General features: G+C 45.7%; 25 protein-coding genes. 7 read left to right on the top strand and 18 right to left on the bottom strand.

All coding sequences use genetic code 11. The features are described 5' to 3' along the window. The 5 genes from R2J37_RS03810 to selD form a co-directional block, all read right to left on the bottom strand. Positions 1-1,137 (bottom strand): aminotransferase class V-fold PLP-dependent enzyme, encoded by a 1,137-nt coding sequence (locus R2J37_RS03810; protein WP_316266261.1) that lies wholly within the window; start codon positions 1,135-1,137, stop codon positions 1-3. Between the two features lie 200 nt (positions 1,138-1,337). Then, positions 1,338-2,246: a selenium metabolism-associated LysR family transcriptional regulator gene (locus tag R2J37_RS03805; RefSeq protein WP_256194848.1), complete on the bottom strand. Its 909-nt coding sequence runs from the start codon at positions 2,244-2,246 to the stop codon at positions 1,338-1,340. Then, complete coding sequence (selB, locus tag R2J37_RS03800; protein WP_316266260.1) at positions 2,246-4,159, bottom strand: selenocysteine-specific translation elongation factor; 1,914 nt, start codon at positions 4,157-4,159, stop codon at positions 2,246-2,248. Before selB ends, R2J37_RS03805 begins: the two co-directional genes overlap by 1 nt. Then, positions 4,156-5,562, bottom strand: coding sequence for an L-seryl-tRNA(Sec) selenium transferase (gene selA, locus R2J37_RS03795; RefSeq protein WP_316266259.1), 1,407 nt, complete (start codon positions 5,560-5,562; stop codon positions 4,156-4,158). The genes selB and selA overlap by 4 nt, the downstream gene beginning before the upstream one ends. Before the next feature lie 60 nt (positions 5,563-5,622). Then, on the bottom strand, positions 5,623-6,663 hold the full coding sequence (gene selD / locus R2J37_RS03790) for a selenide, water dikinase SelD (protein ID WP_230107023.1): 1,041 nt from the start codon (positions 6,661-6,663) through the stop codon (positions 5,623-5,625). 167 nt (positions 6,664-6,830) lie between these two features. On the opposite strand from selD, the gene R2J37_RS03785 reads away from it, so the two are divergent. From R2J37_RS03785 to nagB, 3 genes are all read left to right on the top strand, one after another. Then, the gene (locus tag R2J37_RS03785; protein ID WP_230107024.1) at positions 6,831-7,688 is read left to right on the top strand and encodes a class I SAM-dependent methyltransferase; all 858 of its coding nucleotides are present in this window, start codon (positions 6,831-6,833) and stop codon (positions 7,686-7,688) included. 95 nt (positions 7,689-7,783) lie between these two features. Continuing rightward, entirely contained in the window at positions 7,784-8,380 is a 597-nt protein-coding gene (locus R2J37_RS03780) for a carbohydrate-binding family 9-like protein (RefSeq protein ID WP_316266258.1), read from the top strand. Between the two features lie 24 nt (positions 8,381-8,404). Continuing rightward, a complete protein-coding gene (gene nagB, locus R2J37_RS03775) occupies positions 8,405-9,133 on the top strand; it encodes a glucosamine-6-phosphate deaminase (protein WP_316266257.1) in 729 nt (242 codons plus the stop codon). 57 nt (positions 9,134-9,190) lie between these two features. Here nagB and R2J37_RS03770 read toward each other — a convergent pair whose 3' ends face one another. The 3 genes from R2J37_RS03770 to R2J37_RS03760 all read right to left on the bottom strand — a co-directional run bounded on the left by R2J37_RS03770 (position 9,191) and on the right by R2J37_RS03760 (position 10,555). Further along, the gene (locus R2J37_RS03770; protein WP_256194839.1) at positions 9,191-9,844 is read right to left on the bottom strand and encodes an HAD family hydrolase; all 654 of its coding nucleotides are present in this window, start codon (positions 9,842-9,844) and stop codon (positions 9,191-9,193) included. Between the two features lie 25 nt (positions 9,845-9,869). Further along, positions 9,870-10,031, bottom strand: a complete 162-nt coding sequence (locus R2J37_RS03765; RefSeq protein ID WP_230107028.1) for a hypothetical protein — start codon at positions 10,029-10,031, stop codon at positions 9,870-9,872. 179 nt (positions 10,032-10,210) lie between these two features. Beyond that, entirely contained in the window at positions 10,211-10,555 is a 345-nt protein-coding gene (locus R2J37_RS03760; RefSeq protein WP_256194837.1) for a hypothetical protein, read from the bottom strand. A gap of 152 nt (positions 10,556-10,707) precedes the next feature. Between R2J37_RS03760 and R2J37_RS03755 the strand changes: the two genes are divergently transcribed. The 3 genes from R2J37_RS03755 (at position 10,708) to R2J37_RS03745 (ending at position 12,196) form a co-directional block, all read left to right on the top strand. Beyond that, entirely contained in the window at positions 10,708-11,406 is a 699-nt protein-coding gene (locus tag R2J37_RS03755; RefSeq protein WP_316266256.1) for a 4Fe-4S double cluster binding domain-containing protein, read from the top strand. 155 nt (positions 11,407-11,561) lie between these two features. After that, positions 11,562-11,870 (top strand): type II toxin-antitoxin system RelB/DinJ family antitoxin, encoded by a 309-nt coding sequence (locus R2J37_RS03750; protein WP_256194928.1) that lies wholly within the window; start codon positions 11,562-11,564, stop codon positions 11,868-11,870. Next, positions 11,867-12,196, top strand: a complete 330-nt coding sequence (locus R2J37_RS03745; protein ID WP_316266255.1) for a type II toxin-antitoxin system RelE/ParE family toxin — start codon at positions 11,867-11,869, stop codon at positions 12,194-12,196. The genes R2J37_RS03750 and R2J37_RS03745 overlap by 4 nt, the downstream gene beginning before the upstream one ends. A gap of 397 nt (positions 12,197-12,593) precedes the next feature. On the opposite strand, the gene R2J37_RS03740 is transcribed toward R2J37_RS03745, so the two are convergent. Continuing rightward, on the bottom strand, positions 12,594-13,913 hold the full coding sequence (locus R2J37_RS03740; protein ID WP_316265264.1) for an IS30 family transposase: 1,320 nt from the start codon (positions 13,911-13,913) through the stop codon (positions 12,594-12,596). A 314-nt stretch (positions 13,914-14,227) separates the two neighbouring features. Between R2J37_RS03740 and R2J37_RS03735 the strand changes: the two genes are divergently transcribed. Next, positions 14,228-14,689, top strand: a complete 462-nt coding sequence (locus R2J37_RS03735) for an Hsp20/alpha crystallin family protein (RefSeq protein WP_230107032.1) — start codon at positions 14,228-14,230, stop codon at positions 14,687-14,689. Between the two features lie 54 nt (positions 14,690-14,743). Here the strand turns inward: R2J37_RS03735 and R2J37_RS03730 are convergent, their stop codons facing one another. The 9 genes from R2J37_RS03730 to R2J37_RS03690 form a co-directional block, all read right to left on the bottom strand. Beyond that, the gene (locus tag R2J37_RS03730) at positions 14,744-15,379 is read right to left on the bottom strand and encodes an endonuclease III domain-containing protein (protein WP_256195903.1); all 636 of its coding nucleotides are present in this window, start codon (positions 15,377-15,379) and stop codon (positions 14,744-14,746) included. 51 nt (positions 15,380-15,430) lie between these two features. Further along, positions 15,431-16,528 carry a DUF3878 family protein gene (locus R2J37_RS03725; protein WP_316266254.1) on the bottom strand — a complete coding sequence of 366 codons (1,098 nt, stop codon included), beginning with the start codon at positions 16,526-16,528 and terminating at the stop codon, positions 15,431-15,433. Further along, on the bottom strand, positions 16,522-17,184 hold the full coding sequence (locus R2J37_RS03720) for a YkgJ family cysteine cluster protein (RefSeq protein ID WP_316266253.1): 663 nt from the start codon (positions 17,182-17,184) through the stop codon (positions 16,522-16,524). The genes R2J37_RS03725 and R2J37_RS03720 overlap by 7 nt, the downstream gene beginning before the upstream one ends. A 31-nt stretch (positions 17,185-17,215) precedes the next feature. Next, complete coding sequence (locus tag R2J37_RS03715) at positions 17,216-20,392, bottom strand: UvrD-helicase domain-containing protein (protein WP_316266252.1); 3,177 nt, start codon at positions 20,390-20,392, stop codon at positions 17,216-17,218. Between the two features lie 119 nt (positions 20,393-20,511). Then, positions 20,512-20,700: a type II toxin-antitoxin system antitoxin gene (locus R2J37_RS03710; protein WP_230107046.1), complete on the bottom strand. Its 189-nt coding sequence runs from the start codon at positions 20,698-20,700 to the stop codon at positions 20,512-20,514. A 52-nt stretch (positions 20,701-20,752) separates the two neighbouring features. Beyond that, a complete protein-coding gene (locus tag R2J37_RS03705) occupies positions 20,753-21,742 on the bottom strand; it encodes an SPFH domain-containing protein (RefSeq protein ID WP_230107047.1) in 990 nt (329 codons plus the stop codon). 127 nt (positions 21,743-21,869) lie between these two features. Beyond that, complete coding sequence (locus R2J37_RS03700; protein ID WP_230107048.1) at positions 21,870-22,025, bottom strand: hypothetical protein; 156 nt, start codon at positions 22,023-22,025, stop codon at positions 21,870-21,872. A gap of 164 nt (positions 22,026-22,189) precedes the next feature. Beyond that, positions 22,190-22,726 carry a prolyl-tRNA synthetase associated domain-containing protein gene (locus R2J37_RS03695; RefSeq protein WP_316266251.1) on the bottom strand — a complete coding sequence of 179 codons (537 nt, stop codon included), beginning with the start codon at positions 22,724-22,726 and terminating at the stop codon, positions 22,190-22,192. Position 22,727: 1 nt separating this feature from the next. Further along, complete coding sequence (locus R2J37_RS03690; RefSeq protein ID WP_256195918.1) at positions 22,728-23,618, bottom strand: ribokinase; 891 nt, start codon at positions 23,616-23,618, stop codon at positions 22,728-22,730. Positions 23,619-23,627 lie beyond the last annotated feature (9 nt).

The following is a 23,627-nucleotide window of genomic DNA, read 5'->3' as shown; positions in this document are numbered from 1 at the left end:
TCATTCTTCTGCCAGTTCGCGGATAGCCTTTATAGCCGTATCCACTTCTTCATCAGTCGTAAAATGTGAGAAACTGAATCTCACTGCCCCCTGTTCTACTGTTCCCAATGCTTCATGCATAAGAGGCGCACAGTGCGCTCCGGGTCTTGTAGATATTCTATACTCTGTAAGAAGCTCATCACTGACTTCTGAAGAATCGTAATCTCCGATATTCAAAGATACAATCGCGCAGCGGTTCATATCATCAAAATCCCCGTACACCTTAACTCCGGGAACCTGAATAACCCCCTCATAGAACCGCTTCATACACTCCTGCTCACGTTTTCTGATCTGATCGATCCCTGTTCTTTGGATATATTCTACAGCTGCATGAAGGCCTGCGATGCCATGGCCGTTCATGGTTCCCGCCTCCAGCGCTGTGGGCATTTCCGCCGGGTGGCTTTTACTGTAAGTCTGCACACCGCTTCCCCCGCTTTTGAGCGGTCTTATCTGTATGCCCTCTTTCACATACATTCCTCCTGTACCCTGGGGACCAAGAAGCCCCTTATGTCCGGTAAAACAAAGAACATCGATCTGCATTTTTTCCACATCAATAGGAAAGACGCCGGCAGTCTGCGACGCATCTACCACCAGCAGAAGTCCATTCTTACGGGTAATCTTTCCGATCCTTTCAATGTCCACCAGATTTCCTGTCAGATTGGATCCATGAGTGCAGACAACCGCCTTTGTATTCGGGCGTATTGCCTTTTCTATGTCGTTGTAATCGATCACACCTTTTTTGTCCGCCGGAATAATCGTCAGCTCCACCCCTCTTTTCTCCATTTCATACAGAGGCCGCAGAACCGAATTGTGTTCCAGCATTGTTGTGATCACATGATCTCCCGGCTCAAAAAGTCCTTTGATCGCTATATTAAGGCTTTCCGTAGAATTACTTGTAAAAACCAGTCTTCTTGGATCTGTCCCGCCAAAGAAACGACAGAGCAGTTCCCTTGTATCATAAATAGTTCTGGAGGCCTCCAAAGATGCGCTGTGTGCTCCCCTTCCCGCATTTCCCATAGAATGCATGGCCTGTACAACCGCTTCAATCACTTCTTCCGGCTTTTGCATCGTTGTAGCCGCATTATCTAAATAAATCACTTGATTGCCACCAACTTTCTTTCCCCTTTTCATAATACCGTATTTATTATATCGTCTGCATTTTCTTCCGTCTAATCAAAAAAAGCAATACACACACTATCCTTATAGAAAATTTCTATAAATACTCTATTCTGGATTTGTGTGTATACTGCCTTTCTCTGCCGGCAGGAAAATGCAATCTCTTTGTTCCCTGCCTTCTGCTATTTTTTAATGTGATAAATAGACTTTACCACCTTAATAAATCTTTCTGCAGATTTGGAAAGAGTCCGGTTTTTATTATACACCAGGTTGATATCTCTTCCCTCATCCGCCTGTGGAATCGGAAATGCAAGCATCTGCCCTTCTTCCACTTCATCTTTAGCTGCCAGGCTGGAAAGAATGGAAATGCCCATTCCCTGCATAACGGATTTCTTGATCGTTTCCTGATTCGCAATACTCGCAATGATATTCAGTCTTTCCGTTCGGATTCCCAGATGCCTAAGCTGCTTTTCTGCTTCTTTTCTTGTCCCGGATCCTTCCTCACGCATGATCATTTTTTCATCCTGGATCCAGAAAATCTCTTCTTCTCTTTTCTGCAATTCTCTGTATTTCGGTAAATCCGGCGTAGTGATCACCAGGTGGTCCTTATAAAACGGGATGTACTGGCAGTGTTTCTTTTCCAACACAGTTCCGGTAAAACCGATATCCGCCTTTCCTGCTGCAACCTGTTCCGCCACTTGAGCGCTGTCCATTTCGGAGAGCTTAATCTGCTCTCCCGGGTACTTCTCATTAAACTTCGCAAGAATCTCCGGAAGGAGATACTGAGATGGGATGGTAGATGCTGCGATAACAATACATTTCTTATCATTTTCGCGCTCCCGCCCAAATTCTTCCCGGATCTCATCTGTAAGATCCAGTATCTGTCTTGCATACCGATACAGTTTCTGCCCTTCTTCCGAGAGAGCTACTTCTTTTGTATTCCGCACAAAAACACGGACATCCAGCTCTTTTTCCAGTGAAGAAATATGAGCGCTGACAGTAGGCTGGGTCAGAAACAGCTTTTTGGCTGCTTTAGAAAAGCTCTCCGATTCCGCCACTTCCACAAATGCCTCTAATTGTTTTAAATTCATCAGTATGCCACCCTCTCACTTTCTCCGCCTGTTTTTTTCGTAACTTTAATACTGTCCATATACTCCAGGATCGGTTTTGCGCTTTTACGGCTGGTCTGGAACATGTCACGCACCTGTGCAATGGTGATAACAGGGTCTTCTTTCAGTTTTTCCTGGATTTTTTCCTTTGCTTCTTCCATATAAGAAGAAAGGGTGTACATCTCATCCGTTACTTTTACGATCTTGCCCTCTTCCAGCAGAATATTACGGATATCATCTTCCACATCAGGATCCACGCTACCCACAGGGATCTCGCTGTAACGCACAAAGTCAAATCCGGCCTTCTCCATGGCGCCCATAAGGGCTGCGGATACCCTGTCATAAAGAGTGTCTTTTCTTACCTGATAACCGGGCGTACATAAAAATTCATCCACCCTCTCAAGAATCCCTTCTTCCGTCAGGCTTCCGATATAGAGATCGAACACATTAGGCTTGATCTTGCGGAAATAATTTGTATGTATCTCCGCCTTTTTCATGCCATAGCGGTAAGGATACGACGCCTCATACTTTTTCAGCGCATTCAGAAGTATCTCTTCTGCTTCCTTTGCCGCTCCTGCATGCCATACATAAGTATCTTTTTTCAAAGCATATGTCCGGATAAGCCCCTGTTCTTTCAGTTCTTCAATATCCTGCTCCACTTCTTCCGGGGAGAGAGCTGTCAGGCGTGCCAGATCTGACAGGGTTATCATCGTGTCTTTATAATTCTTCACATGCATTTCAATGACGTCTGCAGTGGATCCGGATTCCTTTCTTTTGAGATCTTCGATCACCGGCTCCTGGAAGCGCCTGTGAATGGAAGGATTAGGCTCAAGAACCACTCCTCCGCCGATTGTTTCCATAGGAGAATAAAAACGTACAACAAACTTATCTCCGCGCCGAAGGGCGATTTCCTCTTCCAGCCTAAGCTGCACATAGCCGCTCTCGCCCGGTCCGATTTCTTCCTTGTCCAGAAGGACGGCACGACAAAGGATCTCACTTGTTCCGGTAAAAAGATGCAGTCTGGTATGGTTTGTCAGCACCCGCATAGAAGAATCCAGAATATTCATCTTCACATCCAGAAGGTCTGTATTTTTCATACTTCCCGGAGGCGCCAGGACACAGCCCCTTCCGATTTCTCTTTTTTTGATATTGGAAAGGTTGATGGCAACCCGCTGACCGGCATAGCATTTGTCCACATCCTGACCGTGCACCTGAATGCTTCGTATCTTGCTTGTCTTCCCGATGGGATACATTTCCAAGACATCTTCTTTTGTGATCGTTCCGGACAGAAGAGTTCCGGTGATAATTGTCCCGAAACCGGACAGGGAAAAAGCCCTGTCTATGGGAAGGCGGGGAATGGTAGCCGTATCCTTTTCCACCACCTCTTCCTCCGCTATTTTTTCAATGATATCCACCAGCTCTTTTAAACCTGCTCCCGTAGCGGCTGAAACCCGGACAATCGGCGCTTTTTCCAAAAAGCTTCCTGCCAGTTCTTCCCGAATTTCTTCTTCCACCAGCTCTGTCCACTCTTCGTCTACAAGGTCGCATTTATTCAGAACAATAATACTTTTTTCAATGCCAAGAAGACTTAGGATATCCATGTGTTCTCTTGTCTGGGGCATGATCCCTTCATCTGCCGCAACTACAAGGAGAACCATATCCATCCCCACAACACCGGCAACCATGTTGTTGATGAACCGTTCATGTCCGGGCACATCAATAATTCCCGCCCGGTCTCCTCCCGGCAGGTCAAACCATGTAAATCCCAGGTCTATGGTGATTCCCCGTCTCTGCTCTTCTTCCCACCGGTCTGTGTTTCTTCCGGTCAGAGCCTTGATCAGAGTCGTTTTCCCGTGATCGATATGTCCGGCTGTTCCTATGATAATGTGCTTCACGGTTCCAACACCTCCTGTTCCTTCAGCTGACGGACAAGAAGGTCACCGTCGCCTTTCTGAAGTGTTCTGGCGTCAATGAGAATGGTATCATTTACAACCCGTGGAATGATCGGAACTTCCAGATGCCTCATCCTCTCTTCCAATACCGGCACACTGATCTTCTCCGGGTGGATCGCTGCCCCATAGCTTGAAAGTCTCTCCATCGGAAGAGAACCTCCCCCGATCTGTGACTGACAGGATATGAGCTCCACCCTGGCAGGAAGATGTGCCCTTTTCAGTTTCCGCACCAAAGCAGAGGCATCCTTTTTCACTTCTTCCGGCTTCCGTGTGATCATGGACAGCACCGGGATATGCTGCAGCGCTTTTTCTTCGGACAAATATTCCTGCAGCACAAGTTCCAGGGCTGCAGCTGTAAATTTATCGATCCGAAGCGCTCTTGTCAGCTGATTTTTTTTCATCTTGCTGATATATTCCTTTTTCCCGATGATAATGCCTGCCTGCGGGCCTCCAAGAAGCTTGTCCCCGCTGAAGCAGACCACATCTGCTCCTTTTGCGATGGAATCCTGTACAGTAGGCTCATAGGTGAGCCCGTATTTGCTTAAATCGATCAGAACGCCGCTTCCCAAATCTTCAATGAGCGGGATATGATGCTCTTTAGCTAAAGGCAGCAGCTCTTCCATAGTGACAGAATCCGTAAATCCCACAATCCGGTAATTGCTTGTATGAACTTTCAGAAGAGCTTTTGTTTCCTCAGTCACAGCTTCTTCATAGTCACTGTAGTGCGTCTTGTTTGTTGTTCCCACCTCTACAAGAGACGCCCCGCTTTGTTCCATCACATCCGGAATCCGGAATTTTCCGCCAATCTCTACCAGCTCTCCTCTGGAGACGATCACTTCGCCTCCCTTTGCCAGAGAACTTAAGATCAGCATAACCGCCGCCGCATTATTGTTGACAGCCATAGCTGCTTCCGCTCCGGTCAGACGGCAGAGAAGCTCTTCAAAATGAGAATATCTCTCTCCCCTCTTCCCTTCTTCCAGATTGTATTCCAGATTGGAATATCCTGTTACAAGTTCCGCTGCTTTTTTCATATGTTCTTCGCAGATCGGCGCCCTTCCCAGATTGGTGTGAAGAACCGTTCCGGTTCCGTTTATCACCTTGCGCATATTGGGCGTGTGAAGAGACTTCACAGCCCGGGCCACATCATCTTTAAGAGCATTGATCTTACCGAGTGCCTCTCCCTCGTCTGTGCATGTCCCGATAAAGGCGCGCAGACGGTCTGTCTGGGTACGCACTGCCTCCATGACTGTATCACGGCTGTAAGTTTCAATCAGTCCCTGTATCTGCTCATCTGCAAGCAGCACATCCACTTTGGGTATGCTGCGGTATAAACTTTTTTTATCCATTTTTCTTTCCTCTCGTTGCCGCTGACATTTTTGTCAGCATTTCTGATCTTACAGAGGGATTTAGAATAAGCGGATCAGTTTGTCGCTTTTTGGCGCCACTTTTCCGATTATGGATACAGTTGTCTCCATACCGGCATGTTCAAAGTCACGCATCATTCCCTCTACATCATCCGGGGAAACGCTCAGCAGCAGTCCTCCGGATGTCTGCGGATCATACAGAAGATCTACATAACACTCTTCAATAGATCCTGTCTCCACCTTGCCAATGGAGTATCCCCTGTTTTTATAAGTCCCTGCCGGGACAAGTCCCATTTTGGCATAATCAATGGCATCTGCCATATAGGCAATATCCTTTACTTTAAGCTCAAAGGTTACATCGCTTGCCTCAGCCATCTCCACACAATGGCCGAGAAGACCAAAACCGGTAATGTCGGTACATGCGGATACATGATACCGTTCTGTCACCCGCTTTGCAATCCTGTTCAAGGATGCCATAACCATCTGCGCTTCTTTCACTGCGGACGGAGAAGCCATCTCTGCCTTGATGGCAGTATTAATGACGCCGCTTCCGATCTGCTTTGTCAATACCAGCACATCTCCCGGCCTGCATCCGTAATTTTTGAAAATCTTATCCGGATGTACAAAACCGGACACACACAGCCCGTATTTCGGCTCGTCATCCTGCACGGAATGCCCTCCTACAAGGACCGCACCTGCTTCTTTTACTTTGTCTGCGCCCCCTGCAAGGATATCTCCCAGGATCGCCGGGTCCAGACAATTAGGAAATCCGACAATATTCAGCGCAACTGCCGGTTCTCCTCCCATGGCCCACACATCGCTCAAAGAATTGGCCGCTGCAATCTGTCCGAACATATAAGGATCATCTACAATCGGCGTAAAAAAGTCTACTGTCTGAATCATAGCTATATCGTCTGTTACCTTATATATTGCTGCATCGTCGGAAGTCTCGATTCCAACCAGCAGATTATCATCCTGGAATTTCGGCAGCTTGCCCAGAACCTGAGCAAGGGTCTCCGGACCAATTTTAGCCGCTCATCCGGATGTTTTGCTTAATGTTGTCAGTCTTACATCTGATTTCATTTTTCTTCCCCCTTTTTACGGATTTGTGGCTCTTTATCCACTTATAGATTCAGTCTATCACTGATAATGCAAAAGGTAAAGAAAAATATTGATTTCGCGCTCGTCACGGGCTAAAATAATGTCAGCGACTATGAATATTATTTATTATAGAGAGGATTTTACAGATTATGTGGATTGCAGATAAATGGAAAGATTATGAAGTACTGGACTGCAGCAACGGAGAAAAGCTGGAACGCTGGGGCAAATACCTTCTGGTCCGCCCGGACCCTCAGGTCATCTGGAATACTCCCAGAAAACTCCCCGGATGGAAGTCAAGAAACGCCCATTATCACCGAAGCAAAAAAGGCGGCGGCGAATGGGAATTTTTCGATCTCCCGCAGCAATGGTCCATCCATTACCGGGATCTGACTTTTAACCTGAAGCCCTTTAATTTCAAGCACACAGGACTGTTTCCCGAACAGGCCGCTAACTGGGACTGGTTTTCCGAAAAAATTAAAAACGCCGGGCGGCCGGTTAAAGTTCTGAACCTTTTCGCCTACACAGGTGGCGCTACTCTTGCCGCCGCTGCCGCGGGAGCTTCCGTTACCCATGTGGACGCTTCCAAGGGAATGGTGACATGGGCCAAGGAAAACGCCGTTTCATCGGGACTGAAAGAGGCACCCATCCGCTGGCTTGTAGATGACTGCGTCAAATTCGTGGAACGGGAGATACGCCGGGGAAATCATTATGACGCCATTATCATGGACCCTCCGTCATACGGAAGAGGCCCCAAAGGGGAAATCTGGAAAATCGAAGAATCCATACATCCCTTTATTCATCTGTGTACAAAGATTTTGTCGGATGATCCCCTGTTCTTCCTTGTAAACTCTTATACAACCGGACTGGCGCCTGCCGTCCTTACTTATATGCTCAGTACAGAGCTGAAAAAATACCACGGACATGTAGAATCTCAGGAGATTGCCCTTCCGGTTACCAGTACAGGCCTTTATCTCCCCTGCGGAGCATCCGGAAGATGGGAAAAATAGTCCGGATAAGCACAATTTATGCTTTTTTTTGTACATTCTTTGCTATTATGCTTCTCCGTATTGTATTTCCCTCTTTTGTCTGGTAAATTGAACTTATGATGAAAATTAAAATACTGAAAAACAAAGACGAATTAAATAATCTTGCCCCACTGGAAATCACTCATCTCCTGTGGGGTACAAAATCCATCCCCCGTACTTACTTTTATATTGGTTTTATTCCAGAGGATGGATTTTATGTGCGTATGGTATGCGAAGAAAAGGACCCCTTACGCACCTACACGGAAGATTTTGACCCCGTTTACCGGGACAGTGCCATGGAAGCGTTTTTTCAGTTCATTCCGGAACAGGAAGTCTATCTTAATTTCGAAGTGAACGCCAACGGCGCCCTCCTTGCCGCTTACGGCCCATCCAGAGTGTACCGTTCCTATTTTTCCAAAGAGGACATGGCAATGTTCCAGTGCCGGACCGAAATCGAGGAAGACCGGTGGACTGCTTCTATCCGCATTCCCCTCTCCGTACTGGAGCACATTTACGGGGCACTTTCATTCAAAGCCGGAGATACCATCTCCTGCAACTTTTACAAAATTTCCGAGACAAAAGACGTGGAACATTATGCAGCGTATGCACCGATTCTTTCTTCCACTCCGTCTTTCCATCTGCCGGAATATTTTGCTTCTGCAATATTGGAATAATTTGTATCAGGAGGATATATTTCTATGAAAATCTACAAAACAAAAAATTACGAAGAAATGAGCCGTAAAGCGGCGCACATCATCTCTGCACAGGTTACTTTAAAACCTGACAGCGTTCTCGGTCTTGCCACCGGCTCCACGCCGATCGGAACCTATGAAAATCTGGTGAAGTGGTATGAAGATGGAGATTTGGATTTTTCCGGAATCACAACAGTGAACCTGGACGAATACAAAGGGCTTCCACGGGACAATGACCAGAGCTACTATTACTTTATGCACCATCATCTTTTTGATCATGTCAACATTCCAGACGGCCGTACACATCTGCCGGACGGTACAAAAGAGGACAGCGATCAGGAATGCAGACAGTATGAAGAGCTGATCCAGTCTCTTGGCGGAGTAGATCTGCAGCTTCTTGGTCTGGGACACAATGGACACATCGGGTTCAATGAACCAGATGATATCTTCCCTGATGATACTCACTGTGTCAATCTGCAGGAACGCACGATCGAAGCAAACAAACGATTCTTCGCATCCGCCGACGAAGTTCCCCGTCAGGCTTACACTATGGGGATCGGTACCATTATGAGGGCAAAAAAAATCCTTATTGTGGTCAGCGGCGCCGACAAGGCGGATACTGTAAAGGAAGCATTTTTCGGACCGATCACTCCAAAGGTACCGGCATCCATCCTTCAGCTTCATCCGGATGTAACACTGGTAGCTGACGAAGCAGCATTATCCAAGATTGATTAAAAAAACAACGGGAGCCGCAGCAAAATGTAAGTTTGCTGCGGCTCCCGCTATTTTTTATCATTTCATATGTTCCAACAAGTCTATCACTTCATACAAATCCCTGCATATCCGATAGGCTGTCCTTTTCATAACCTCGTCCGGCTGTACCAGGTCCGGTATCATCACCGCATACATTCCAGCCCGGCTGGCAGAGTATATTCCATTAGGCGCATCCTCCAGGGCCATTGCATTTTCAGGCTCGGTTCCAAGCCTTTTACATGCTGTTTCATAAATTTCAGGATCCGGCTTGGCGTTTTCAACCATATCCCCAAATACACAATTATTAAAATAGTCGTATATTCCTTTTTCCTTCATTGCATTTACTGCATGCTCCTGGCGGGATGATGTAGCAACCCCCATCTTGTATCCATGCTGTTTTCCATACTCCAGAAGAGCTCTTACTCCCGGTTTCAGAGGAACTCCCTCCTCCCTGGCTATTTCATAGTAAATTTCTCTTGTTCTTTCTGCAAAACGATCCATCGGAAAGTCCGCACCATAGACTCTTTTGAAATAGTCTGTCCGGCTTTTCAGATTCATTCCCAGCGTATTGTAAATATTCTCGCCAACCAATCCGAATCCCAACTCATTGCCTGCTATATTCCAAGACCTTTGCACTACCCGCTCTGAATCAAACAAAAGGCCATCCATGTCAAAAATCAATGTCTCTATCATTTATTAACGTCTCCAGGTATCCTTTCTAAAACTCAATCCCCTGCCCCAGGGCATCTTTTAAATACGAAGTCACATCCTCCAGTTTTTTTACCATTTCCTGCTTTTCTTCCCATTCGTCACCCGATAATTCTTTATTTACAAGAGCATTTTTTACATGTTTTAATTCTCTGATCAGTTCTTCTGTCATAACAATTCCCTCCTCATTGTTCTGACCGCCAAGTCCGGCGGCAGCCAGGCTGTTTCTATATATTTATTTTAATCCACAACGTCTGCCTTGTCCAGTTTCGGAAAGCAAATGCGGTCATTCCTTTTTGATCAGAATGACCGCATTCATCGTCCGGATCTGGATATTCCTTTTTCCATGAATTACATATTCTCCTTCATTTTGTATTTCTTCCTTGTCACTTCCACTTCTTTCGTATCGGCCATGCGTCCTGTGCTGCATTGCACTTCTCTGAAACTGCGGTCTGCCCCCGGCTGATTTACAAGACTCATTTCTTTTCTTAACTTCTCCTTAGGAATGTCTCCTGCATCATCCACCGCTTTCCAGAAATGGGTCAGCGCAAACGCTGTACGGCTTCCAAAACGAAGTTTACCAACGTCCTCTCCGGTTCCTCTGCTTCTGACGCTAATCCAGTATTCTGCAAACATCCAGCAAACAACAACCAGAACAACCGCAAATACTAAAATAGATAATACTTCTGCCGTCATAATACAGCACTCCTTTCTTCTTTATTATATGAATAATTGTAGTTCCATTTTAGATATTAGTCAATATTTTATCTGTATTTTCTTTTAAATATAGATAAATTTCTGATATAATATAACTATAATTTTGACATTAACAAAAAGGGGGACGCAACATGAGTGACATCTCTTTACTAAAAAAGGAATTATTTACTCTTCTGAAAGAAAAAGGGGCAAAACTGACAGGAGTCGCCGATTTATCCGGAGTCGTTGATGGGAATATGAAAACAGGCGTTTCTGTAGCTGTCCCCGTACCAAGACACATTGTTCAGGATCTGAAAACAGCTCCTACAAAGGAATATTATGATGCCTATCATTCCCTGAACGCCAGATTGGATGAAATTGTTTCATGCGGAGCCGAATTTCTGATAAAAAATGGTTTTAACGCATATGCCAATACAACAAAAACAGTAAAACAAAATGAGGAATGGCGGACGCCGCTCCCCCACAAAACCGTAGCAACCAGAGCAGGACTTGGCTGGATCGGAAAAAGCTGTCTGCTTGTCACAAAAGAATATGGAAGTGCTATCCGGCTGTCCAGCCTCGTTACGGACGCTCCTCTTCCTTTTGATTTTCCAGTCACCAAGAGTCAATGCGGCACCTGCGACATCTGTGTGAAAAGCTGTCCGGCAAAGGCTCTGACCGGGCATTTATGGAACCCCGAAACAAAACGGGAAGAGCTCTTCCACCGGGAAATCTGTTACAGCACACAGCTTCAGCGTATGAAAGAATCCACTGGCATTGAAGCTGATCTGTGCGGCCTTTGTTTTGCTGTTTGCCCTTATACGCAGAAATGGTTGAATGCGCCTGAATAAAAAAAGAGAGACGGAGACGCGAAAAACGAACCATTTCGGACAGAACGTTAAATCTGTTCAACCGTATCAGTGGAATGCAAGTAATAATGTATTGCTATTGTACGGACATTTGTGTATGATAAAGAAAAAGATATGCACGAGAAAGGAGCGTTGTTATTATGGCAAAGTCAGCAAATTTATATGCGAGAATAGAGCCTGAAATCAAAGAGCAGGCTGAAAAAATCCTCTCCACACTGGGTATTCCTGCTTCTAATGCTATCAATATGTTTTATAAACAGATTATCTTACATCGAGGACTTCCCTTTGAAGTAAAAATCCCAGACAGAACGCCTACAGATATAAGTATGCTGGGAACAGAAGAACTGCACGCAGAGCTGGAGAAAGGATATGCGGATATGAAAGCAGGTCGAACCAAAGATGCAAAGACGGTTTTTGCTGATATTCGCAAAGATTATGGCTTATGATTTTTAACGTAGTCACGTCAATGCAGGCTGAGGAAGATTTTCGAGGGATATTTGAGTATATCGCTTTTGAACTTTTGTCACCAGAAAATGCAGGAAAGCAACTGGAACGTTTGGAAAAACAGATATTAAGTTTAAATGAAATGCCGGAACGCTTTCCGAGATATGGGAAAGAACCGTGGCATAGCCGAGGTTTACGTTTTGTTGCGGTAGATAACTATATCGTGTTTTATCTTCCAGATGCGGAAGAACAGGTGGTAACAATTCTTCGTGTTATGTACAGCGGACGCAACATTGAAGAACAGTTAAGCGTCCATACAAAGCAATAAACAATTTCATATCCCACACAAAGCGGTTACTCCTTTGGAGATCAACCGCTTTTTCTATACTTATATTTAAGATAGGAGTGATTGATTGAGAAATATTTATGCAAAAATAAAAACCCGATAAAAAATTTTGGTTAAATGAAAAACTAATTTCCACCATCGGATCTTATCGATAAATAAAGGATTTTAGAAAAACTTATTTCTGGATTTCCATAGATTTTAAGAGACATTTTCTTTATAATGAAAAGGAGAAAAGCAGCTGGATGTGTATTTTATGACATTCAAAAAAGACCGCAGGAAGTGTTTTTGAAAAACTAACTTCCACCGGTTTTTCTGTATGGTTTGTATGAAATCCTGTCATTGGCCCGGAGCTTTCTGTATTTTAGGTTGTTGAAAAAATTTACTTTAAAAGCGTAGGTTTCAGTGTGACCTGATCAGCCGGGATCCATGCCATATGGCAGAGCTCCAGCAGTTTTCTGTCCAATAGGAGAAGAGCCAGTTCAAACGGGGTGCAGCCGTTTAGACTGGCTCTTGCCGTACTATTGATATGATTAGCTATGAGCGTGGCCTGTGCCTGTGTCAACCCGGAGAAAGTTTTTCCCTTGGGAAGAACATAGCGGATAAATTCATGGTTCTTTTCCAACCTTCCCTTTTGCCAGGAAGCCATCGGGTCACAGTAGAAAATGAGAGTATGAGAACCATGGCCATTATTTCGTTCAAAGACGGAAGGATCTTTAAAAGAGGAACCATTATCCGTCAGGATCACGGAAAAAAGCCTAGAATACCGGGCAGGTCCCAGGGAGGCATATAGGAAGTCAAAAACATCCCTGACAGAAGCTCTGCAGTCGCTCTCCATGAGAAAAAGGAGCATAAAGGAACAGCTGCGAAAGAAAAGAGTAAGGAGGACAGGAGAGCTTTTGCCGCCGGCGCCTTCCACCACATCCATTTCCACAATGGAACAGTCTGGATGAGCGGCTATGTACTGCTCAAAGTCCAGATATGTGCGCCCCATACGATAGCCGGGAATTTCTGGTTCAGACCGCCGTTTTTTCCTGGGTTTATAAGAAACTTTTCTGGGGAGATCCAGATTTACTGCAGAGAAACAACGGAGATCGATATAGTTGTAAAGAGTCCGCTGGGAACAGTTGATCTCCTCCCTGTGGGTGAGATAAATATGGGACAGAGGCTGCCCTTGCTTCAAAAGAGGAGAGATGAGCTTGTCCAGTTTTTCCAGGGATTCCGGAGACTGATTGATCCCGGATCTGGAAGAAGATTTGACCTCCTGATAGGAATCTTCTGCGTATTTTGCCCGATAAAAATAGAAGTCATGGGAACAAGTACGCAGTTTAGGACAGCTGTTGCAAACGTAAGGAGGCTTTAAGAGCCGTGGACAGATCAAGGGAGAAAAGTCCGGACAGTAAAAAGAACAGCGCTTGCTGCGGCATTTGGAGCAAAGGGAGAGACAGGAAGTGCGTCCGCACAGGTGCTGCCTGGTACAGGAAGAAAAATGAGCGCATTCCGAGCGTCTGCGGCTGTTCTCGTCCCGATAGTGTGGAACAAGGAAACGATGCCGCCGGATTTCTTTAGAGATGGTAGAGGAGTCTTTGGAAAGAGCCCTGGCCATTTGAGAAAAAGAGAAGCCTTTTTCGATCATGATTTCAATCTCTGCACGATCAGAAAGAGTAAGATGCTTAAAGTTACCAATATGATGAGTTGCCATGATGACCTCCAATCCGCTCCGGGGAGTACAGGATAACACGATTGCAAAGGTAAAATCCACCCCTGATTTATAGAGAAGCAAAAAAGGAAAAAAATCAGAAATAACTTTTTCAATTAACGGGATAAAAAATTTTTCAAAAAAATTAGCACTCAACTATTGACAGCTCTAATAATAAGTGTTATATTACAACTAGAACAAAGGAAGAGATACAAAAAAGAGCTTTCTCTTCCATGTTCCCGAAACTCTACACCTCGGATTTCTCCGACAGTGCTAAAAACAATTTAATATATATCTTTTGAAAGGAGATATGACTTATGATGATGCCTAGTATTTTTGGAGAAAACTTATTTGATGACTGGATGGACTTCCCATTCAATGATGATTTTGACAAATATTTCTTTGGAAAGAAAAATCCGTTATACGGAAAACATGCAAAAAATATGATGAAAACCGATGTAAAAGAAACTGACAGCAGCTATGAAGTAGACATTGATCTCCCAGGTTTTAAGAAAGATGAGATCAATGCAAAGCTTGAAAACGGATATCTTACCATTTCCGCTGCCAAAGGCCTTGACAAAGATGAGAAAGATAAAAAAGGCAAATACATCCGCAAGGAGCGTTATGCCGGTGCTATGAGCCGAAGCTTCTATGTAGGCGATGCCGTTACACAGGAAGATATCAAGGCAAAATATGAAGATGGAATCCTGAAACTTGCTATTCCGAAAAAGGATGCTAAAGCAGTAGAAAATAAGAGCTATATTGCAATTGAAGGATAAACTTTCTCCCCCTCGCTTTCGGGCGGCCCCTTACCGGGACCGCCCTTCTTTTATCTATATTCCTTTTTTCTTACAGATATCATTAAGGCAGCATTTATCGCAATACGGTTTTGTCCTTGCTGTACACACATCCCGGCCATGGTAGACAAGGCGGTGACAGAAATCACTTCCTTCTTCCGGAGGAATGATCTTCCAAAGAGCCATCTCTACTTTCTTTGGTTCCTTGATGCCATCCACCAGACCGATCCGGTTTGTCAGCCTGATACAATGGGTATCGGTGACAATGGCAGGCTTGCCAAACACATCCCCCATGATCAGATTAGCGCTCTTTCTCCCCACTCCCGGAAGCTTTAAGAGAGCGTCGAAATCATCCGGAACCTTCCCGTCATATTCCTCCTTCAATATCTTCATACATGCGCTGATATCTCTCGCTTTGCTCTTGCCAAGCCCGCAGGGTCTGACAATATTTTCAATATCTTCTACATCCGCCTCTGCAAGAGCATTTACATCCGGATATTTGTCATATAGAACTTCTACAATCTTATTGACTCTTTCATCTGTACACTGTGCTGCCAGACGCACACTTACAAGAAGCTTCCAGGCCTGATCGTAATCCAGGGTACATCCTGCATCCGGATATTCTCTTTTCAATCTTTCGATCACTTCTAATGCCAGCTGCTTTTTTGTCATTTTTCCTTCCTCTCTTTGTACTTTTTATTTTATACTTTTTTATGTGTTTCTTTAACCTGTGCTCTTCCTCTCAAGACCTCCGGACAAAACAGGATCCAGATCTTCCAAAATCCAGCTTTTCCTGTCCCTCGACCTGAAAAAACCTCCGTTTCTCCCGCATGCTTTCCGGCATTTTGACACCATAAACTGTATGCGGAAAACAAAGTCCCTTGATTCCATGCAGGTAAAGGGATGTTCCTCTGTTGCAACGATCTGAAGGTCGTCTTTCCTGTAAAAAGGATATCTCCCTTCAAATCCTGCCTTTTTCAGCCGGCGGTTTACAGCCTTTCTCTTTTTCAGAATCTCTGTATTTAAGGGTTCTCCGTAATCCCTCTTCGGGTATGCAAGAGACGCCTTTCGGATTTTTTCGTAAATCATTTCATACAAAGGTTCCCTTGCAGGACTGCAAAGCATGGACGCCAGCCTCTTTTCCAAAAATTCTGCCGGAAATTTTTCATAAATTCCGGTCAAAAAAGCGTACATCCCATCCCCGGCTTCTTTGGCAAACTTTTTCATACATGCCGCCCCCCTGGGACTTGATGGATATCTTTCCTCCAGAGATTCCTCCACCGGCGACCAAAAGCGAAAAGGCGGAAACTCGACCAGGTGCATAAGCTCCATCTCCAGATCGCTGCATGCCTTTTCCTTCATATATTCATACTTATCATAAATCGTTCCTGTCATATACACCAGCTGACGCCAGTGTTCCTGCCCTTCCACCCAGAAATGTCCGATCCTGTGATATTGATAGCACTGGAACGATTCCTCTATTTCCCGGAACCAGATCGTAAAAATGTTCTCGCTCCCCTGCTTGACGATCAGAGCCGTCTGTCCGTCTCTTTGTGCAATCTGGGCCTGCAGGGGAAATTCCTCCGGATCCAGCTGCAAGTATTCTCCTGTTATTCTGGCATCCTTCAGTACAAGATAACATTCCAGAGCATCGTTCATCATATAGGGAATATAATAACTGCTGTTTCTTGGCCCGATCACCTCTTCGTAAAGTTCAAAAACCTGGTACTGGAAAATCTCCGCCAGCTTTCCGTAAGTCTCCGGCATATCTTTTCCCAGACCGGGAAGAAATTTTTTCCTCTCTTCGTAATGTTCTAGCATAATCCAAGTGTCTCCTTTACCGCTGCCATACGTTCATAAAATGTTTTGTAAAAATCTTCAGAACCGTAGGGCGTCTGATAAAATGTGCGAAGCAGATATGTCTGCAGTATCTTTATCTGCGCCTCTTCAAGCTGGGCTGACTCTCTCCGGCAAAGTGCAAGAAACTGGTGCCAGTCCCAGATATAAGCTTCGTATGCTTTTAAGTTTGCAATGTCCAGCCACTTCTTGATCTTAACTTTGCTCCTGTCCTTCTTTTGGCACTCATGTATCTGCAGAAAATATCGGAATCCGTTTTCTTCATAATATCTTCCCAGCGGAAACATCCTGCAGATTCCCGGACGGAATCTGTGAATGCTGCAACGGCCTTCCTGATCAAGAAATGTGCATTTCTCTGTCTTTTCATCCATACGAAGATTCGGCAGAATCATACCGTCCACCACATTCAGCTCAATGACCCCTTCCATCAATTCTGCAAAAGTTCTTTCTGTTCCTTCCGTCATCTGTGCAATATCCCAGGGATCCAGGACAATGGATCTTCCCATGCCGCGGCAGCAGGCAAAGCATCCTTCACAGCCCCGGCAGTCGGCTTTTGCCATGTCTGCCGATGTGTAAAGGCTGCCGTCGGAAATCTCCGAAAGTTCTATATTTCTTATCATAAATTTTCACACTCTCCACTATGGTATCTATCTATAATCCTTCTTCAAATAAGGTCATCTGATGGTAATTCTCTTCTCTGCTGCGGATCCGTCCCTGTTCTCTTTGAATCACAGACTCTCCGATCTCTGCAAGAAAAGGCGATTCCTCTCCTGAAAACGTCAGGATCAGCTCTTCTTTGGCACGTGTCATTCCCACATACAAAAGACGTTTTTCTTCACTGATATCAACAGAATAGCTCTCGCTCTCCAGCGGGATGCACCCTTTCTCTGTTCCGCAGATCATCACAACAGGAAATTCCAGCCCTTTGGAACCATGGAGCGTCATGATCCTGACTGCCCCTGCTGTATAGTTTCTATCCCCGCATCGCCTCAGATCGCTTTCCACGCCCAGCTCAAAGTTCCGGAGAAACTCCGGCATCGCCTTATAAAATACAGAAGATGAAACCAGCATTTTCATTGCTTCGTTTTCCTGAAGCTGCATATCTTCAAGCCAGATCTTCAGAAAATCCAGCGGCTTTTTCTTCCGGTAAAGGGGCTGATATTTCTGTATCTGTTCATCCAGGATCTGCTCTGTTACCGGATTCCAGGAAAGTTTCCACAAAATCTTTGCACTCTGCCTCTTTGCGGACATATCATCGGTATGTTCAAGGCAGCGGAAAAAGCAGAAGCTTCCCTGCACTTTTTCTTCCTCCAGGAAGCTCTCCCTTCCTGCTGTCACATAGGGAATCCCTTCCTGCCTGAAGCACTTCTCCAGCAGCGCCGCCTGCCTGTGGGTACGGCAAAGTACGGCAATCTCATCAAAAGAGCGGACTTTTCTGTCATACTCCTTCCCGGAAAGAGCCTGGGCTTCCAGCATACCGATTCCACCTGCCATCCTCCCGATCTCTTTGGCAATAAAGATCGCTTCTCCCATCCTGCTCCCTGCCTGATAAAGCCGCACCGGATCCTGATCCGGGCAATTGGGGTGGAGCCTTGAGCCAAGTGCTCCATCCAAAACCGTTTCCGCCGCCTGCAGGATCTGCGGGGAAGAACGGTAATTTTCCGTCAGCCGGATGATTTCCAGATCCGGTATATCTGCTTTCAGGGATTCAAAACATGCAGCGGACGCGCCTCGGAATCCGTAGATGGACTGATCGGCGTCGCCAATGACAAACAATTCTTTTGCCTCCCTGTTCCACGCCTGGATCAGACGGTACTGAAGCGGATTAATATCCTGGAACTCATCTACCAGAATGTAGGAAGGGGTTCCGAAGTTTTTCCCTTTCGCGCCGTTTTCTAAAAGTTCCAAAGTCTCCAGAAGAAGATCATCAAAATCTAACAAAGAATTGTTCCTTTTCTCTTCTTCATACTTTTGTACCGCTTCTTCCCAGAGCCTCTTTTCCTCTTCCGTACGCTCCGGCGGCTCCATTCCTGCCTTCTGCCGTGACAATTCTTCCAGAAATTCCTCTGTCTTCATGGCGATCCGGCTCTCATCCACTGCCTGTTCCGCCATCTCTTTTCGCTCCAGCTCCGCTGTCAGCATGACTTCCCTTCCCTGTCCCTTTAAAAAGGACAGACAAAGGGCATGGAATGTCCCGATCCGGATTTTTGCAAGACGCCTTTTCCCGCCAAGAGCCGATTCCAGACGTTCCGTCATCTCCCTGGCAGCCTGGTTGGTAAATGTCACTGCCATGATATCACCGGCTTTTATTTTCCGGTGTTCCATCAGATACAAAATCTTCGCGATCAGCGTCTTTGTTTTGCCGGTTCCCGGACCTGCAAGAACAGCCACAATCCTTCCCGCACACTGTACAGCCTGAAGCTGCTGCGGATTCAGCTCTTCTTTTCTCTCCTGCTGCCCGTTCTCTTTTTCACTCGAAATCTCTTTTTCTTTTAAAAGCTCTTCCTGATTTTTACACCGTAACCCGTCCTGATTTCCGGTTTCCGTCCTTCCAAGAAGAGCAAAGAAATCCAGCTGCCCTTCTGTTTCGCGGACCTCTTCCGGACGGAAAAGCCGGATCGTTCCATATTCACCGTCAAAGCCCGGGATCCTTTCTGCTTTCCCCTCCCGGAGTCTCGCTATCCCTTCCGCCATCCGATGACCTGATACCGCTTGTATTTCTTCCAGAGGAATCTTTCTTAGTATCTCAAATTCCGGTCCAAGGCGCTGCAGCATACTTTCATATTCTCTGACCACTTTCTTGCTGGCAGCCGAACATCCGTATGCGGATCCGATCACCTCCGGAAGGGGAACAAGACTTTCAAAGTCCGCCGCCTTCTCCGGCCGGTATCCTTCCGCCCGGTCTGCCAGTTCCTCTACCCGGTGAGATACTCCTATAGTAATCTTTTTGCCGCACACCGGACAAATGCCGTCAAATTTGTTCGTTTCTTCCGGCGTCAGACAAAGGCCGCATTTTCTATGTCCGTCCATGTGATATTTCCCTTCTTCCGGGAAAAACTCAATGGTTCCTTTCAGTCCTTTTCCTTCCTGGATCGCCCGATAGATCCCCTGATAGGACAACTCTATATCCAGAAGGTTAGCCTCCCGCCCAAGCTTTGCAGGGGAATGGGCGTCGGAATTGGAAATCAGATGAAAGCGGTCCAGAGCTGACACTCTCCAGTTCATAGTCGGATCAGAAGAAAGCCCCGTCTCTACGGCATGGATGTAGGGCGTCAGATCTTCAAAGCACTCTTCTGCCGTATCAAATCCCGAAAATGCTCCAAACAGGGAAAAGTGAGGAGTCCAGATATGAGCCGGTACATAGATACCCTCCGGGGCGGCTTCCAGAACGATCTCCAGAAGATCCCGGCAGGGCACTCCCAGAATAGGTCTCCCGTCGGAATGTATATTTCCAATTGCCTCCAGCCGGCGCGCAATATTTTCCGCTTCCTCCAGGCCCGGAAGAAGGATCAGACTGTGGACTTTTCGTACCTTTCCGCCCTTTTTATAAATGGAGCTGATTTCTCCCGTGACAACAAACCGTGGATCTGCTGCCCCTTCTCCGGCCGGATCAGGAATCCGATATTCCTTTTTCAATACATACAGGCCGCCCTCTGCCGGTTCCAGCTTTTCCTTCAGCTCTTCTCTCCAGGCCGGGTGAGTAAAATCCCCTGTCCCTACAATATGGATTCCTTTTCTTCTCGCCCACAGATTCAGATATTCCGGCGTGCAGTCTTTGCTGGTAGCGCGGGAATATCTGGAGTGGATGTGCAGATCTGCTATGTACATAAAGATTCCTTCTTTCCGCTTTTGCTCTGCCACTTATTATAATATGAAAGGCCAAAAAGCACAACCAAAGGCAGGAGGAAACGGGTTGCCCGAGTTTCCTCCTGCCTTCTGTTTTCCCTCTATATGGTATCCTTCTTTCCTTTCCGGCGTTTCACACACTCTGTCAAAAGATATTCTATCTGCCCATTCATTGACCGGAAATCATCTTCCGCCCACTGTGCAATCTCCTCATATAATTTGGGAGACAGCCGAAGGGGAACCTGTTTCTTCGCTTTGGTTTTGTCCGATGCTTTCTTTTCTTTTTCCAAAAGCTTTCCCCCTCCCGTTCCTGCCTTTTCAACAATTTAATAAAAAGCAGTTTTAATAAAGGCTTCCGCTGTTAACGATCGGCTGTGCATCCTTATTTCCGCACAGGACAACAAGCAGATTGCTCACCATGGCTGCCTTTCTCTCCTCATCCAGCTCCACAATGTCATTTTCATTGAGCTTATTAAGCGCCATTTCCACCATGCCGACAGCTCCCTCTACGATCTTCTGTCTGGCATCAATGATAGCGGCTGCCTGCTGCCTCTGAAGCATAGCGGATGCGATTTCCGGAGCATAGGCAAGATGAGTGATGCGCACTTCCTGTATTTTAATGCCTGCTTCTTCTACTTTCTGCTGCAGTTCACGTCCCATGATGTCTGCAATTTCCTGACTGCTGCCGCGGAGAGACTTCTCATCTCCGTCCTCGCTTGTATCGTAAGGATACTGTCTTGCCGTATTCCGAATAATAGAGTCGCACTGAATGGAAAGATAATTCTTATAGTTTTCCACATTGATCACTGCTTTTGTAGGGTTTACTACCCGCCAGATTACCACTGCACCGATCTCTACGGGATTTCCAAGCTGATCATTAACTTTCTGAAGCTTATTGTCAAGCGTCATGGCCTTCAAAGAAACTTTCTTTTCTCTTCCCCCTGTAGAAATAGATACATTACGGCCTCCATTAGATGTGACAATCGGCGCCCCTTTTATAATAGGATTAATAGCGCTGCAGAAAGGATTTACCCAGAAAAATCCAGGTTTCTTCAATGTGCCGTAATACTTTCCGAAAACAGTAAACACATAAGCTTCATTAGGATTGAGTACCTTAAGCCCACAGAGCAGAATGATCGCTGCTGTCTCAACGATAATGCCAAGTGTAATACCGACGCCGATCAAAAAACCGCTTCCGGACAAACTTCCAAATATCGGTCCTAAAACCATAAGGGCAATACCCAGAAGCATTCCCACAATTCCTATAAACATCATAGCATATCCGCTTGCCGGGTGAAGAATCTTTTCTTCCTGAATTTTTTCCTTACTCATCTTTCTTTCCCCCTTCGTTTTAAATTGATATCATTTTGATATCATTATAATAGCATCCATCCTTTTACATGTCAATAAGGGACAGGATTTTCACCGCCTGAAACGGCAAAATTCCTGTCCCTTACTGCTAATTTCCATCGGAATAAATTTCAAGATAACACTTTCTGCAAAGCTGACCGGCCCCCTCCACATAATGCTTTCGCATTGCAACAGGCCAGTCCTTCTCCATATCTGTCACTTGTCCGCAAATGATGCACCGCTCCTGTTTCCCTGGAACTTTCATGCTATACCTTTCCATGCTTTTCACTGCATTCATGCTCCTTCTGATTGTGGATTTTCCGGGCTTTCATTAGTTTATGCAAAATGGAAAAGGTTTATACGCTATAAGTTAAAAAAATAACGGGACACGTAGTAAACCTGCATTTTGTTACGTCCCCCGTTATTATTTTAACTAAGTTTTACTTTAATATAATCATGATGAACTGCCTTCAGGAAAGGCCCGAATACATCCGCTGCCTGAAGTTTCATACTGGATGTATTGACACAGGGATGGCATCCGAATGTTTCCTCGGCGAGCACTTCCTCGTCAACAAGAAGCTGCACCTGATTGTCACAATCATAAATCAAGCTCATGATCGTTGCCGATCCCGGCGACACATTCAGCAGCCTCTCCATATCCTCCCCGGATGCAAAGGAAAGTCTGGAGGACGGAATCTGGGGCGAAAGCTCCTTTGTCTGCAGGTTCTTGCTTCCCGGCATTACAAGCAGATAGTATTTTGTTTTCTGCCTGTTACACAGGAACAGATTTTTGCATATTTCAATCCCGAGAGCCTCATCCACTTCCCGGCAGGCTTCAATAGTAGCTACCGGTTCGTGGTCTACCCGCTGATATCTGATACCAAGGCTGTCCAAAATTTCATATACTTTCTGTTCCTTTTCCTTCCGGCACTCAAAATCCTCCGGTCTTCCCTCATATACGTTCATCTTATTCACTCCCTATTTTTTGATCTACTTCTTCCTTCCATGGAATAGAAATGGACGCTCCCTTTTTGGCAACTGCCATTGCCGATGCCATAGCCGCCCTTTCCAATGCCTGTCTCTTGTTTCGTCCCTCTATGACAGCTGCAAGAAAATATCCGGTGAATGTATCTCCAGCCGCAGTAGTATCCACTGCTTCCGCCGGGACTGCAGGCACTGCAATATTCTCGTTTTTTCCACTCCAGATGGCGCCGTTTTCACCCAGGGTCAAAACAATTTCCGCCTCCGGGAACTGTTCTCTCATACATGCAATGATGTTTTCCGGCAGCTTTTCCCCTGTAATCTGCTCTCCTTCTACTTCATTGACAAAAAACAGATCTACCTTTGTCAGATCGCATTTTCTTACATAATCGTCAAAAGGAGAAGGGTTAAAGGCAACGGTCATGCCCTTTTCTTTTCCTTTTTCGATCAGATAATCCACTTCATTTATCTCATTTTGCAGAAGCAGAATATCTCCTTCCTCAAAATGTCCCAGCACCTCATCCACATATGCCTTCGTATTCTGCCGGTTTGCCCCGGGAAACAAGATAATGCTGTTTTCTCCGGCGCTGCTCACCTGAATGATCGCATTTCCGGTCCGCGTATCTGATTCTTTTATATAATCTGTGTGCACATGATTGCTGCTGCACACTTCTTTCAAGAACAGGCCGTCCTCGCCGATCAGGCCTGCATGATATACTTCCGCTCCTGCCTTTGCAAGAGCAATGGACTGATTAAGCCCCTTTCCTCCCGGGAAAACTTCCAGCCCAAGAGAGGAAATCGTTTCCTTGGGATTTACAATGTGCTCCACCTGATACGTATAATCAATGTTCAGTGATCCAAAATTTAAAACTTTCACCTGTATGCC

It is taken from the genome of Claveliimonas bilis (genome assembly GCF_030296775.1).
Lineage (GTDB): Bacteria > Bacillota > Clostridia > Lachnospirales > Lachnospiraceae > Claveliimonas > Claveliimonas bilis.
Note: the sequence above shows the minus strand (reverse complement) of the source record. Positions and strands in the feature narration are given on the sequence as shown.